This is a genomic window from Acinetobacter sp. neg1, assembly GCF_000788125.1.
Lineage (GTDB): Bacteria > Pseudomonadota > Gammaproteobacteria > Pseudomonadales > Moraxellaceae > Acinetobacter > Acinetobacter vivianii.
Genome location: NZ_JSZD01000004.1, coordinates 1 through 14,636 on the forward strand (window position 1 = coordinate 1; position 14,636 = coordinate 14,636).

A 14,636-nucleotide genomic window follows, 5' to 3' on the forward strand; every position below is an offset into this window, starting at 1 on the left:
CAACTATGTTGTAGATACCACTGCACCAGATACCACGGGTACGACACTGACTGTTGCACCAGTCACCACGGACAACACACTCAATGCCGCAGAATCAACGGGCACAGTGACCGTGACAGGTACCTTAACCGGTATCCCAGCAGATGCAGCAACCACGGTGGTGACACTCCTTATCAATGGTGTGACGTACACTGCAACTGTTGATGCAGCGACAGGCAACTGGACCGCAGATGTAGCAGGTAGTGACTTACTTGCAGATACCGATGCGACCATCGATGCGACAGCAACCTTCACCGATGTAGCAGGCAACAGCAGCACAGTCACCGACACCCAAACTTATAACGTGGATGTGACTGCACCAGCAGCGCCAGAGATTGATCCGGTCAATGGTACCGATCCAATCACGGGTACCGCAGAACCAGGTTCAACGGTGACTGTGACCTTCCCGGATGGCACAACCGTTGATGTAGTGACTGATCCAGTGACAGGCGAATGGACTGTACCAAACCCAGGTGGCTTGGTGGATGGTGATACCATCACGGCAATTGCCACTGACCCTGCAGGTAACCCGTCTGTACCAGGTACAGAAACAGTGGATCTCACGCCACCAAATCCAGCGGGTGCAACCTTAACGATTGATGATGTGACTGCAGACAACGTGTTGAATGCAGCTGAATCAACTACAACCATTACTGTGACAGGTACCTTAACCGGTATTCCTGCAGATGCAGCAACCACGGTGGTGACCCTCGTTATTAATGGTGTGACGTACACAGCGACTGTTGATGCAGCGACAGGCAACTGGACCGCAGATGTGGCAGGTAGTGACTTACTTGCAGATCCAGATGCGACCATCGATGCGACAGCAACCTTCACCGATGCAGCAGGTAACAGCAGCACAGTCACCGACACACAAACTTATAACGTGGATGTGACTGCACCAGCAGCGCCAGAGATTGATCCGGTCAATGGTACCGATCCAATCACGGGTACCGCAGAACCAGGTTCAACGGTGACTGTAACCTTCCCGGATGGCACAACCGTTGATGTGGTGACTGATCCAGTGACAGGCGAATGGACTGTACCAAACCCAGGTGGCTTGGTGGATGGTGATACCATCACGGCAATTGCCACTGACCCTGCAGGCAACCCATCTGTACCAGGTACAGAAACAGTGGATCTCACGCCACCAAATCCAGCAGGTGCAACCTTAACCATTGATGATGTGACTGCAGACAACGTGTTGAATGCAGCTGAATCAACTACAACCATTACTGTGACAGGTACCTTAACCGGTGTCCCTGCAGATGCAGCAACCACGGTTGTTACACTCCTTATCAATGGTGTGACGTACACCGCGACTGTTGATGCAGCAGCGGGTACATGGACTGCAGATGTAGCGGGCAGTGATTTGCTGGCTGACAATGACAAGACTATTGCTGCTACTGCAACCTTCACGGATGCGGTAGGCAACAGCAGTAACATCACCGATACTCAAGTCTATACAGTGGATATTACGCCACCAGATAGTTCTACAACGACGGTCACAATTGATCCGATTACAGGAGACAATATTGTTGATTCAACTGAAGCTGGAGTGAACCAAACCATTAGTGGTACGGTCACTGGAGAGTTTACGGTTGGTGATGCAGTCATCGTCAATGTAAATGGTGTGGATATCAGCACTACAGTTCAAGCGGGCGGTCTATGGAGTATCTCTGTAGCTGGTGCGGAGCTGGTTGCCGATGCTGATAAAGTGATTAACGTCACTGTTAAGGCGACAGATGCAGCAGGTAACGTGGGTGATGTGACAAGCGATGTTACTTATACTGTGAATACAGGTACCTTAATCGCTTACGACAACATTGGACACGCTGTCCTTAGTCCACAACCAGCGTTGGTTCAAGATGATGTGAGCTTGGGTAGTACTTCATATCTATTGTTAACCTCATTGGCAGGTATTGATCTTCAACTTGGTGGTAACTCACTTGGCTTTGAGGTAGATCCAGGCCATGAAGGTACTGTGACATTCCAATACAGTGGCTTAATTGATGCTGCATTGTTGTCCGACTATAAATTAGTTGTACAAAAATTTAATACGACGACGAATCAATGGGAATCTATCCACGGCGATAGCGATGCTTCATTGCTTAGCCTGCACTTACTTGGTCTTGGCATTGGAAATGTTCCAGGTGTCGTACTCGAAGGTCTGGAAGCAGGACAATACCGTGGCTTCTTGACTTACGATGGCTTATTAGGTGTTGGTGTACTTGGTACCTTGTCTGCGACGATGGATGATTATGATCTATCGATCCCTGGCGGATATGAAGTCGGCAATGCAGAAGGTAACGTGATCCTTGATCCAGATCCAACAGGACAAGTCGATCAAATCACATCGACAACGATTGTATCTTCTGTGAATGGCCATGCAATTGATGCCGATGGCGAAAGCTTCGATGGTTTATATGGAACGATTACCTTCCATCAAGATGGTAGTTATACCTATGTTCCGTTCGCGAATGGTTCAGGTGTCGGTCAAACAGATCAATTCACCTATACCTTAACCGATCCGGTCACAGGTGCGACGACAGAAGCAAATCTGAATATTGTGTTCGATTCAATCCGTGCTGCGGACAACTTGGTTGAAGTGGAAATCAATCCACAATATCAATTGGTGGGCACAGAAACAGATTCGGCATTCTATGGCGTGTTATTGAATGTTGGAAATCTGGTCGACTTGCAACTGTTGACTGTGGATACCGTTGATTTCAATGTCGCTGCTGGACAAGAAGGTGTTGCAACATTTAGCTTCAACAGCCTGATTGGTGCATCGGCACTCGGTAACTACAATGTTGTATTGCAAAAATACAATGAAGTGACTGGTCAATGGGAAGCGGTGAATGGTACAGGTGACCGTTCATTATTGAATCTGACCTTATTAGGTACGACACCAACCGCGCAAATTGCTGGCTTGACTGAAGGCGAATATCGAGCATTCTTGTCCTTCAACGGTCTGCTTGGTGGTGCAGTCGGTGTGACCTTGAATGGTGAGGTGGATCTCTACAACCCTGCGGTTATCACCGGATACGATGTTGTTGCAGCTCATGGTAACTTGATCTCTGATCCAAATACCAATGGTGCGATTGATATCGCAACGCCGAACAGTGTGATTAGTGAAATTAATGGTGTTGCTATCACTGGCTCTCCAACTACGGTGGCAGGTGATCATGGTACTTTAGTGATCTATCCAAATGGCGACTATACCTATACACCAAATCCTGACAGTGCTGGTTTAGGACAGGTAGATGAGTTTACTTACACCTTACGAGATCCAGCATCAGGTACGACTTCACAAGCGACCTTCTATGTTCACCTCGATAGTAAAGTTGTCGATATGAACTGGAACCCAGCGGATCCTTCAGAACCAGCAACAGTAACGATTATTGCAGCTGATGATGCAGTGAATGCTGGAATTAGCGCACAACCGCATCTTATTGAAGATGATCGTGCTCTGGGCAGCGCAACTTACCTTGCATTGCTATCGTTGGCGGGTATCAACCTACAAGCACCTTTACCATTTGTGAACAGCACAGTGAACTTCAATGTGGCTGCGGGTGAGCAAGGTACAGCAACCTTCAAATATAGCAGTCTGATTAATGAAGGTGCATTGGGCGATTACCAACTTGTCGTACAGAAATTCAATACCGTAACGAATCGTTGGGAATCGATTACGGGTAGCAGTGAAGCATCTTTACTTAACCTTAGTGTGTTAGGTATCGGCTTGAATGCAACTCCGGGAGTGGTTCTTGAAGGTCTGGAAGAAGGACAATATCGTGCCTTCATGACCTATAACGGCCTATATGGTAAGAGTATCCTCGGTACATTGACAGGTACCATGGATGTCTTTGATCCAACACAAGTGGATTACACAGGTGTTGCGACAGAAGGCAACGTGATTACTGGTCTAGGTGTGGGTACCAATGCTGACTCAGTCACAGGCTACACAGTTGTGGGTTCTGTAACGTTCAATGGTGTAACAACCACAGTTGATCTCACCAATGGTGCAACCATTGTTGGTCAATACGGAACACTGCAAATATTTGCAAATGGTGATTATATCTATACACCGAATAATACCAATGCAAATCTAGGTCTGGTGGATCACTTCACTTATACCTTGTCAGATCCATTGGGCGGCAACTCGTCAAGTGCAAGTCTGGACTTCACGATTGGCAACAGTACGCCAGTGATTGCGGTAGATGACCTTGCAGTTGCCGAGATTAATCCAGAATATCTGCAAATTGGTAACGATGTTGCGGTAGGCAGCTACTTATATCTGGCCTTAGTAAGCTTAACTGAGAATTTTGACTTCCAGTTGGGTGGGCAAGGCGTCGGCTTTACCTTAACCGATAACACCTTAAATGATGTGACGTTCAATTACAGTGCATTAATCGATGCAAGCTTGCTTGCTGACTATGTACTTGTGGTTCAGAAATTTGATACTGCGACGAATCAATGGGTCGCTGTACATGGTACAGGCGATGCTGATTTACTGAGCCTTGCAGCCTTTGGTGGTAATTCAATCACATTAGATGGTTTAGGTGCGGGTCAGTACAGAGCCTTTATGACCTATGCGGGTAGCGGTATTGGTGTTAGCTTGCTGGGTACGCTTTCTGTTCAGAAAGATGTATTTGATGCAACCAACATTACGGGTTACAGCGTAGAAGCTGCGGAAGGTAATGTGATCCATGACATTGGTCTCAATGGACATGCAGATACAGCCTCTGGCTTCAGTAGCATCACCAGCGTTGAATTCAATGGTGTTGCACATGCCGTGAATGCGACGGGTGTCACAACGATTGTCGGTGACTACGGTACATTGTCGATTTACGCAAATGGTAATTACAGCTATCAACCAACTGCCAATGCAAGTGGTGTGGGCCAAGTCGATCAATTTACCTATACCTTGACGGATGGTGTGAATTCATCGCAAGCAACCTTGTACTTCCATATTGATAGTGATGCTGTCGATATGACCTGGAATCCAACGGATCCTTCACAACCAGCTGATATCGTGGCTACACCTGTAGATGCGATTGATGATGTGGTGTCTGCGGGTATTGATGTTGTTCCACAAGGTCAGTTGGGTGTTGCAGTCGGTTCAGCAAGTTATCTGTTACTGGTTGGATTGTCTGAGAACCTCAACCTTTCATTACTGGGTACACCAAGTGTGAAATTTAATATTGCAGCTGGACATGGGGCGGATGTGACATTCTCTTACGCACCAACAGTTTCACTGTCTTTATTCAATGACTACAAGGTGGTTCTGCAAGAAAAAGCAGCAGACGGTACTTGGCATAACATTGATGGTGGTTCAAGCACTGGATTGCTTAACATCGGTCTGTTAGGTAGTGGTGGTATTGGTGTAACAGTACCTGATCTAGGTCAGGGCGAATACCGTGCCTTCATGGTCTACACAGGTGTGGGCGTCGGTATCTTGGGTACCATGAGTGTAGTGAAAGATGACTTCGACTATACCGTTGCACCGACCAATACAGCGATTGAGGCTGAAGGCAATGTGTTAACAGGTGATTCAATTACCTTGACCACACAGGTTTCAACAGTGACTTCAGAAGTTGCTGGTGCGCCAACTGAAACGATTGGAACCAATACAACAATCGTTGGGGCTTACGGTACGCTGGTGATCTCTGCTAACGGTTCGTACACCTATACACCGAATACCACTGATTTGAGTGCGGTGGGTAAAGTCGATACATTTACCTATACCATCCGTGATGTTCTGACGGGTGCGACGGATACAGCGCAATTGCATATTCAGGTGGGTTCACCTGATGCAACTGTGGTTTGGGATACAGCCAACCCAGGTAATGATGGTGTTGTTGAGTTTGCTGCAAATGCAGATACTGCAACTGCAACAACAGACTTCTCGAATGCTAGAGATGCAGCAGTTGATGTAGATAGTCCTAATATTACGGTCAATCTCATCGGTTCGACTTCTGTGACTTCGAATAGCTTTACAGTAGCGGCTGGAACAGTAGCCAATATTGATCTCGCTGCAGTCTATACTGCTCAGCCACTTGCGAGCTTGTTGCCAACGGTCAGCTATGTGATTCAACGTAGTACAGATGGCGGTTTGACATGGACCAATACCATCTATACGGGTTCACAAACTGCATTGGGTAGTCTGGCAACGATTCAGGCGGGCAGTGTAGCCTTCCAGGATAATGTTGATTATCTGGCAGCAGGTCTGTATCGAGTTCAATACACTTTACAAGGCGTATCTCTAGGCGCAACCACCTTAGATACAAGTGTCACTACAACAGCGATTCATTTGGATCAATACAGCTCTGAATGGATCAATGGTAACGTGTTACTCGGAGATGATATTGGTGGGGTTGCGGATACAGGACTTCCAACACATGAGGGCTACAAACTTCAGGTGTGGGATAGTGTTGCTGGATCATATGTAGATGCTGTTGGACAAAGCATTAATACAGGTAACGGTATCTTGATCATGCAAGCCAATGGTGCGTATGAATACCGTCCAAATGATGTCAATGTGACCACACATTTAACATCTGCGGATAGTATTGATTACAAGATCATTTCTGCAACAGGTACTGAGTCGACTTCAACCTTGAATATTGACTTGACTCATTCTGATTACAACCTGCTTTATACCAGTACAGCTGCAAACGATACCATCACGACTGGTACAGGATCAGATACCCTGATCTTCCAAATCCTGAACGGTAGTTTGGCATCAGCGGGTAATGGTGCAAATACAGGCGGTAATGGTGTTGATCACTGGACAGACTTTGTTGTTGGCAACACCAATACAGGTGCGGCGAATTACAATGATCAGGCGGACAAGATCGATATCCAGCATCTGTTGGATGGGGATCAAAATGCGCTTAATATTAGTGAATACCTACGCGTAACTACAAGTGGCGGTAATACAACGATTGAAATCGATCGTAATGGTGACCCTGGTATTCTTGGTAGCAGTACTTATACACCATTGTTAGTACTTGAAGGTGTAACAACAGATCTGAATACGCTGTTAAATAACAACCAGATCATTTACTAATCCTAAATCTTTAGCGTAAAAAGAGAACCTTCGGGTTCTCTTTTTCATTTTGAGAAGATCATAAAAAATTGTGCTATCTTGTTTAAAACGCTTAAAAATTCTAACAACTGCATCTATGACGATTACGACGATTTCAGCACTTGAACAACTTAAAAACCGACTCAGCGCTTACTTTGAAAGGGTTCAGCAACATTTGGATTTAGCCGACACGGTTATTTTCTTGTCTTATGGTGAAAGAACACAACGTTGCCACGTCTGGAATACATCTTTGACCGAGTTTCAATATGCGCAACAGGAGCTGTTTACCTTTCTTGATCAAGAATTGCAGGCACAGGGGCAACTGGCAGAATTTTTAAAATTCGATCTGGCCTATAACATTCAGTCAGAGCACTGGCAGAAAATCGAGCAAGACTTAAAATGTCAATTTCATAATAATCATTATCGCAAAGGCATCAGTTTTGATCAGAATTTCCAGATCTGTTTTTTGGAACAGGAGCTTTATGGTAAGGCGATTATCCGTGGCTTGAGCTATGACACGCCCAACTTTTTTGATCAAGATAATCTGAATGCGAGTATTTCAAAGAAATATTCGCATCAAGCACATCCAGTCCAGCTCAATCAAATCCAGCAGGTCTGGAGCTTCGATAGCCATGCCGTATTTTATGAAAATGGTCAATTATTACCCTTGCACAGCCAATTCACTGAAAATGGTATCCGCTATTTAACCGAAGCCAAAAAACAGCATTTCATGCAGATGATTGAGGGCAACGCCCAGTTTCTTGAACAGCAGATTCAGGTGGATGGACGTTTTATCTATGGTTTTTTTCCCGCCTATGACCGTGAAATCCGTAGCTATAATACAGTGCGGCATTGTACTTCGACCTATGCCTTGATTGAGACACTGGTCCTCCATTCACAACCGCAAAGAATCGCAAAAATCCAAATAGCCATTGAATATGCCTTAAAACATTTTTATATCGAAAAGCAAAATGATCTGGCCTATATGCGAGATGGCACAGATCTAAACCAACTGAATGAAATCAAACTGGGTGCCAATGCCGCTGCGATTTTAATGTTGAGTAAATATCAGGAAATAACAGGGGATGATCAGTATCTGAGATATGCCCAAGCTTTGGCCAATGGCATTTTGTCGATGGTGAATGCAGCAGGGGAAACCGTGCATGTTCTTCATTATCCTGACTATAGTGTGAAAGAGCAGTTCCGCATTATTTATTATGATGGTGAAGCGGCTTTGGCCTTGTTACGTCTGTATCAGCTACAGGCCGATGAAAAGCTGTTGAACACAGTCAAGCGTATGTTCGAGCGTTTTATCGAACAAAAATATGATCGTTATCATGACCATTGGTTGAGTTACTGTACCAATGAGCTCACCAAAATTTGTCCAGAAGAAAAATATTTTCAATTTGGTATCAATAATTACCTCAGGCATCTGGTGTTTATCCGCAATCGTAAAACGGCCTATGCCACTTTGCTGGAAATGATGATGGCGGCTTATCAAATGCTGTGTCGGATTCGGGATCTGGGTTTGAATGAGCTATTTGCAAAAGCACAGTTTGAGGATTTAAAAAAGCTGATCGAGTTTCGTAGCGATTTTCAGCGTACAGGGTTTTTCTATCCTGAAGTGGCCATGTATATGGCATGTCCTGAGAAATGCCTCAATGCCTTTTATGTCCGGCATGACCGCTTCCGTGTCCGTATTGATGATCAGGAACATAATCTATCTGGTTATGTGGCCTATGTTCAGCATTTTGAAAACTGAATTATTGAGGATGAAATAAATGAGCCTTCCTCAAGAGATCAAGATCATCAGCCAAATCGGCAATGAGAATTTTCAGCATCCGCTCTGGCAAACTGAAATCGCAGGGGACTGTGGTGACTGGATTTTAGTTTATCTAACTTTGCAACGTATCCTCGCAGGTCAATTGCAACTGGAAGATCGGATTGCAATTGAGCAACAGTTTAAACAGAGCGATCAACAAGTGCAGTTTTTGAAACAGGACACTTCTGTTTTAGCGCTATTGCAATATTGGAGTTTTACCCAAACACTTGAGCATAAGCAGGCACTTGGCTGTACTTTGTTTAGAGATTGGCAGCAGGCTCAAATTCAGATGAAGCAGACCGCTCAGCAATTTGGATTACGGCTTCCTCATCCAGAGCATTATGATGCGCAAAATACCCTGCAAAATTTAGCAAGTCTGGCACAAGCCATTTTTGAAATGCCTTTGTCCTTATTGCATAAGGTATTTGTCAAAACATTCAACCTTGCAGGACAGGAGATCGCGCCATTCAGTGCGGTATTAACCTGTCACCAGCTTGATGCTGTTCTCATTTTCTCTCATCAGCAGCAACCTTATTATTTCTCTTATCGCCATGAAAATCAGAGTCTGGGCATTTTTCATCTCTTGGATGATTTGCATCGGATTGATCATTTGGTGCCGTATTATCACTATTTTGAACAAGGGGTATCGCCTGCCAAACAGATTCAGGCAAAAAGTGAATGGATCAATATCATTGGCGATACCTATTTCGGTGAGTTCTATACAAATAAAAGAAAAAACAGAGGAATAGAGGATGCGCTACAACGTTATGGCTATGCGTATTCTTTTGAGAAGATCAAACATTTTTTCCACCAAGATGAGATCAATATTGCCAATTTTGAAGCTGTATTCAACCTTGATGAAAATTCACCATTAACAGATAAAAAAGCCTTTATTTTGGGTGCACAACCTAAGCAAACGCTGGCCGAGTTTAAGCGGATACATTTGAATACCTTGTGCCTCGCCAATAATCATTTAAAGGACTATGGTGAACCAAGTCTCACACATACTTTGGAATTGCTAGATCAAGCTGAGATCAATTTTATCGGGGCAGGCAGTGATCAGCAGCAAGCCCACCAATGCCTGCAAATCCACAATGAACAGCAAAGTATTGCGATTTTTAATGGCTATTGGCATCGGCAGACGGCCTATCAGCAATATGATTTTTATGCACTGGGGCGGAGCGCAGGTGTGGCGAGTATCAATGCCATTCTATTTGAACAAATCATGCAGTATCGACTGCAATATCCACAGCATAAGATTATTGTGATTTGTCATTGGGGCATCGATTTTAAAAGCACGCATTCTGAGCAGGAAAAGCTTGCGCAGGTGTTAACCCAAATCGGTGCTGATCTTGTGATTGGTCATGGGGCGCATACCATCCAGCCTATTCAACGGATGAACCATAAACCCGTGATCTTCGGGATTGGTAATGGTGTGTTTAATAGCAATGGCGAGTTTGAAAAATATCAGGCGTTGCCATATGGGCTGGTGGTTCGAATTAATTTAAAGGCACAAAGCGTACAGCTGTATCCAATCTTCACTGATAATTTACACAGCTTTTGGCAACCTTATCCTGTGAATGAAACACAGTTTGAACAGGCACAGCATTTTTTAACCCAACAACTTAACGTAGCAGATTACACTTTGGGACAAGATCAATTAGGCGCTTATATACAACTCAAATTTTAAGGATAACGGTTGTAATTATCAAGCATGATACTAAGCTGTTCTTTGGTGAAGCCGAGATTACGTAAGCCACCGCTACCGAGTTTACAGTCGTAACTGGTCATAATATTGGTTGGTGTGGCTTTGGTCGCTTTAGGAGCACAGACATGGCTTAAGCCAAAAGCATGTCCCATCTCGTGCACACTGGCGGCTTGAATCTGATAATTCAGACGTTCCCAGTCGATCAGGATAAAAGGCTGCCCACGATTTCTAAAACCCCAACTGGTCACGTCGGCATATTTGAGTTTATCGCCGTATGAATCATAAATAATGAAGAGGACTTCTTTGCTTTTGCGACGGGGAAAACAGCTTTTAACAGCGCCAGGAATATGATCAGCGATTAACGCTCTAGGCTGGTTGAGTTGATTGGCCAGATCACATTTTCGTTTACTAAAGTCCTGATAAGAATAATAGCGGTGTATTTTGAACTTAAAGATTTTTTGGTTATCTTCATCGACAAAATACTGGTTTAAGATCCCCAGTTCTTTATACATTTGCAGTTTCGTATCAAAGGCTTGGGCTTCTGGGCGATTGGTGGTAAAAATAAAACTGACATTGACCACGGGTAGATCATCAGAAGAACCATAATGATATTTATAAGGTGTGATTTTTACAGGTGATTTTTGAGTCGTACAGGACGCACTAAAGATCAGACAAAATACTGTCAGCGCTGTGAGTTTTAACCGCATTTTTGTTCTCTCAAGTCGTAGAGTTTTAATTATTGTGTTTAGCGTTTTCGCATGATTTTTATCATCTTAGCAGATTTTTATAGGTTGTATTGTGCAAGATACCAATGAACTACATCGACAAATCTTGGAAGTGATTGCCTTGATTCCGTATGGCAAAGTGGCAAGTTATGGTCAAATTGCCAAGCTTGCTGGCTTGCCTAAACATGCGCGTTTAGTCGGTTATGTACTTAAGCATTTAGACAAGCAAAGTGAAATCCCGTGGTATCGTGTCATTAATTCTCAAGGGAAAATCAGTGTGACCCGAATCAATGAGCGCGGTGAAAATGTTCAACAGATGTTATTAGAACAAGAGGGGATCTATTTATTGAATGGCAAGGTGAGTTTAAAAACCTTTGGCTGGCAGCCTTAAAATAATCACCACTTAGACCCAAATTAATATCTTGAAATTATTTTACAGTTTATTTACACTCCGATTACATAAAATTACATTAGTGTTTTCGGTATTTAAATGAAAAAAATTTCTCTACTTTGTGGGGCTGTAGTTCTCAGTTTATCTGGTTGTGCCAGCATCATTTCGGGTAAAACCCAAACCATGACATTTCAGAGCACACCTGAATTAAGTGATATCACGATTTTAAATCGTGATGGGAAAAAAATTCATGTTGGCAAAGCACCTGTTACGGTTAGTCTAAATCGTGGTGCTGGTTTCTTTGTTCCTGAAAGATATACAGTTATTTTTGAAAAAGAAGGCTATGAAAAGAAAGAAATCAAAGTTACTTCGAGCATGAATGGCTGGTATATCGGGAATATTTTATTTGGTGGGATAATTGGCTTGCTAATTATCGATCCTGCAACAGGTGCGATGTATAGTCTCAGTACTAAAGATACAAATGTTGTTTTAAATGATCTGAATAAAGAGAAACTTCAGGCCAATGGTCAGTCATTAACAATTGTATCGACAAATGAAATTTCGAATGCCGTCTTAGAAAAAGCCAAACCCATTGAGCTAAAAACTCAATAAGTAAAAATAAAAAAACATGGTAAGTATTTACCATGTTTTTTTATCAATCAGCAGAGCTTATTTTCTAGCGAACAATTAATACTGGAATATGGCTTTCAGCCAAAACTTTCTGCGCCACGCTACCCAATACAAACTGTTTGAAACCAGTACGACCATGTGAACCCATAATAATCAGGTCAGCACCCAGATTTTGCGCTGCGCCAATAATTTCCTGATGTACAGCAAAGCCTTCTAGTATTTGTGTTGCCACGGTCAGGCCATGCTCTTCAAATTTTTGCTCGGCTTTCGTTAAATTATCTTGAACATAGCCACGAACACGTTCGATCAAATCATTGCTTTGGCCCATACGAATATAGGCATCGGCAAGATAGGGATCGAGTGTCATTACTTCAACTACGGTCAGTTCACTGTCTAATGCTTTCGCCAGTTGAGCTGCTTCACGAATGACATTTGCAGCAATTTCGGAGTCATCGATTGCAACCAAGATTTTTTGATAAGCCATGTTGTTACTCCTTATATTTATGATTTTGCATTGAATTGATTCAATAAAATTTGCTTAATATATGAGCTGTGGTTCTATTCTAAACCTGTTGCGATGAGAATAAAACCTAGCATTTTTATAGGGATAGTTATTATTTATAGGAGTATGGTTAAGTGCCGATTTTATTAAAATTACATGAAATTTATATAAAAAGAGCATAAGGTATAAGCATGATTTATTTATAAAAAGTCAGATTAATCTTTTTCAAAGTATTCGAGAAGTGCTTTCACATCATCCGTCTGCAACTGTTCTCGCATGTTTAAAATCTGCTTTTCATCCAGTTCATAAAGCTTGAGGGAAAGCAGTTTTTCAATGTCTTGTTCAGAAAAGCGGTATTTAATGACTTTGGCTGGTACGCCACCAACGATTGCATAGGGTGGAACATCCTGAGTAACCACAGCACCTGTTGCCACGACTGCACCTTCACCCAGTTTCACACCTTGCATGATCATGGCACGACTACCAATCCAGCAACCATCTGCAATGACTGTGTCACCCGCAGGCAGAAAGCTGCGTGTATCAAAGGGGAAGGTCGAGATCCAGTCAGGGCGATGCAGTTGATTACCACCCATCATAATCACGCACTCGGCCCCAAAGCAGACAAAATTACCAATATAAAGTTGATCAATCGGTTTCTCTGGTGTGGAAGCCTTATCATGGAGATAGCGCACCACACAACGTTCAAAGCCCTGATCCCAATAAGCAGAATAATAAGAATAATTGCCCTTGATATGGATATTGGGGTTTTTCACCGTTTTAGAAATAAATTCGAACTCGCACCAGTGTTTCACAGGAGAGTTGATTAACTGATCCATATCTTAACAATAACAATTAGAAGAAAGCCCTGCCATTATAACGACTAAAGTGAGTGTGGTTTTTTTAATGAGAGAAAAATTTCCACACCCACGTAAACAGGCGTTGAATCTGATTGGGAAATAAAAAACCAATAAAGGCACAGAGGAAGGTAATTTTTAGAATGATTGCAACGGGATGGGTATTATTATCAAGATAAGGAGCACATACCACCGTGATTAAAAGACCTAAAAAAATCCCAGCAATCGCATAAACAAAGGCGCTTATCAGTCGATCCTGCATCTTGTGATCTCATTTTTTATTTTCATTCAAAACAGCATGCCCGAAACAAAAGAACTCTTCAATAAATGAAGAGTTCTTTGGAGACTTAATCGAGAGCGTTAAATATATTCAACACTTACGATTTCGTATTCAACTTCACCTTGTGGTGTTTGAATTTTAACTTCGTCGCCTTCATTTTTACCTAAAAGACCACGTGCAATCGGGGAGTTTACTGAGATTTTATTGATTTTAAAATCTGCTTCGTCATCGCCTACAATTTTATAAGTCTTACGTTCTTCGGTATCCAGATTTTCAATGGTGACCGTCACACCAAACACAACACGACCGTTTTGCTCGAGTGTTTTGACATCAATTTCTTGAACTGCACCAAGTTTACCTTCGATATCCTGAATACGGCCTTCACAGAAACCTTGCTGTTCACGAGCAGCATGATATTCAGCATTTTCCTTTAAATCACCGTGCTCACGTGCTTCAGCAATCGCCTGAATAATACGTGGGCGATCAACTGTTTTGAGCTGTTGTAATTCTTTCTCTAAGGCAACCTTGCCTTCGGGAGTCATAGGATAACGTTGCATTTCAGTCCCTCTAAATTGGTTGGGAAAATACAGGATTA

The 14,636-nt window shown here is 43.1% G+C and carries 10 protein-coding genes and 1 pseudogene; 6 read left to right on the forward strand and 5 right to left on the reverse strand.

Annotated elements, in window-relative coordinates:
• From PJ15_RS18930 to PJ15_RS00030, 4 genes and pseudogenes are all read left to right on the forward strand, one after another.
• Positions 1-1,825: pseudogene (locus PJ15_RS18930) on the forward strand (Ig-like domain-containing protein); the annotation flags it as partial.
• Positions 1,826-2,023: 198 nt separating this feature from the next.
• Positions 2,024-7,111, forward strand: a complete 5,088-nt coding sequence (locus PJ15_RS00020) for a type I secretion C-terminal target domain-containing protein (protein WP_047426926.1) — start codon at positions 2,024-2,026, stop codon at positions 7,109-7,111.
• 115 nt (positions 7,112-7,226) lie between these two features.
• A complete protein-coding gene (locus PJ15_RS00025; protein WP_047426486.1) occupies positions 7,227-8,891 on the forward strand; it encodes a hypothetical protein in 1,665 nt (554 codons plus the stop codon).
• A gap of 19 nt (positions 8,892-8,910) precedes the next feature.
• Positions 8,911-10,641: a CapA family protein gene (locus PJ15_RS00030; RefSeq protein WP_047426490.1), complete on the forward strand. Its 1,731-nt coding sequence runs from the start codon at positions 8,911-8,913 to the stop codon at positions 10,639-10,641.
• Here PJ15_RS00030 and PJ15_RS00035 read toward each other — a convergent pair.
• Complete coding sequence (locus tag PJ15_RS00035; protein ID WP_047426493.1) at positions 10,638-11,366, reverse strand: metalloprotease; 729 nt, start codon at positions 11,364-11,366, stop codon at positions 10,638-10,640. The genes PJ15_RS00030 and PJ15_RS00035 overlap by 4 nt on opposite strands.
• Positions 11,367-11,457: 91 nt before the next feature.
• Between PJ15_RS00035 and PJ15_RS00040 the strand changes: the two genes are divergently transcribed.
• Both PJ15_RS00040 and PJ15_RS00045 read left to right on the forward strand, forming a co-directional pair.
• On the forward strand, positions 11,458-11,775 hold the full coding sequence (locus tag PJ15_RS00040; protein ID WP_004774808.1) for an MGMT family protein: 318 nt from the start codon (positions 11,458-11,460) through the stop codon (positions 11,773-11,775).
• A 99-nt stretch (positions 11,776-11,874) separates the two neighbouring features.
• On the forward strand, positions 11,875-12,387 hold the full coding sequence (locus PJ15_RS00045) for a hypothetical protein (protein ID WP_047426499.1): 513 nt from the start codon (positions 11,875-11,877) through the stop codon (positions 12,385-12,387).
• A gap of 64 nt (positions 12,388-12,451) precedes the next feature.
• On the opposite strand, the gene PJ15_RS00050 is transcribed toward PJ15_RS00045, so the two are convergent.
• The 4 genes from PJ15_RS00050 to greA form a co-directional block, all read right to left on the reverse strand.
• Positions 12,452-12,889 carry a universal stress protein gene (locus PJ15_RS00050; protein WP_004774810.1) on the reverse strand — a complete coding sequence of 146 codons (438 nt, stop codon included), beginning with the start codon at positions 12,887-12,889 and terminating at the stop codon, positions 12,452-12,454.
• 233 nt (positions 12,890-13,122) lie between these two features.
• On the reverse strand, positions 13,123-13,743 hold the full coding sequence (locus PJ15_RS00055) for a CatB-related O-acetyltransferase (protein ID WP_047426503.1): 621 nt from the start codon (positions 13,741-13,743) through the stop codon (positions 13,123-13,125).
• Between the two features lie 64 nt (positions 13,744-13,807).
• Positions 13,808-14,023: a hypothetical protein gene (locus tag PJ15_RS00060; protein WP_047426506.1), complete on the reverse strand. Its 216-nt coding sequence runs from the start codon at positions 14,021-14,023 to the stop codon at positions 13,808-13,810.
• A gap of 98 nt (positions 14,024-14,121) precedes the next feature.
• Positions 14,122-14,598, reverse strand: coding sequence for a transcription elongation factor GreA (greA, locus tag PJ15_RS00065; RefSeq protein WP_004774816.1), 477 nt, complete (start codon positions 14,596-14,598; stop codon positions 14,122-14,124).
• Positions 14,599-14,636 lie beyond the last annotated feature (38 nt).

What these genes read in the sequence shown, in the direction of transcription:
- PJ15_RS00045 (WP_047426499.1), top strand. Translation starts at nt 11,875, where the DNA reads ATGAAAAAAATTTCTCTACTTTGTGGGGCTGTAGTTCTCAGTTTATCT.
- PJ15_RS00035 (WP_047426493.1), bottom strand. Translation starts at nt 11,366, where the DNA reads ATGCGGTTAAAACTCACAGCGCTGACAGTATTTTGTCTGATCTTTAGT.
- PJ15_RS00060 (WP_047426506.1), bottom strand. Translation starts at nt 14,023, where the DNA reads ATGCAGGATCGACTGATAAGCGCCTTTGTTTATGCGATTGCTGGGATT.
- PJ15_RS00030 (WP_047426490.1), top strand. Translation starts at nt 8,911, where the DNA reads ATGAGCCTTCCTCAAGAGATCAAGATCATCAGCCAAATCGGCAATGAG.
- PJ15_RS00055 (WP_047426503.1), bottom strand. Translation starts at nt 13,743, where the DNA reads ATGGATCAGTTAATCAACTCTCCTGTGAAACACTGGTGCGAGTTCGAA.
- greA (WP_004774816.1), bottom strand. Translation starts at nt 14,598, where the DNA reads ATGCAACGTTATCCTATGACTCCCGAAGGCAAGGTTGCCTTAGAGAAA.
- PJ15_RS00050 (WP_004774810.1), bottom strand. Translation starts at nt 12,889, where the DNA reads ATGGCTTATCAAAAAATCTTGGTTGCAATCGATGACTCCGAAATTGCT.
- PJ15_RS00025 (WP_047426486.1), top strand. Translation starts at nt 7,227, where the DNA reads ATGACGATTACGACGATTTCAGCACTTGAACAACTTAAAAACCGACTC.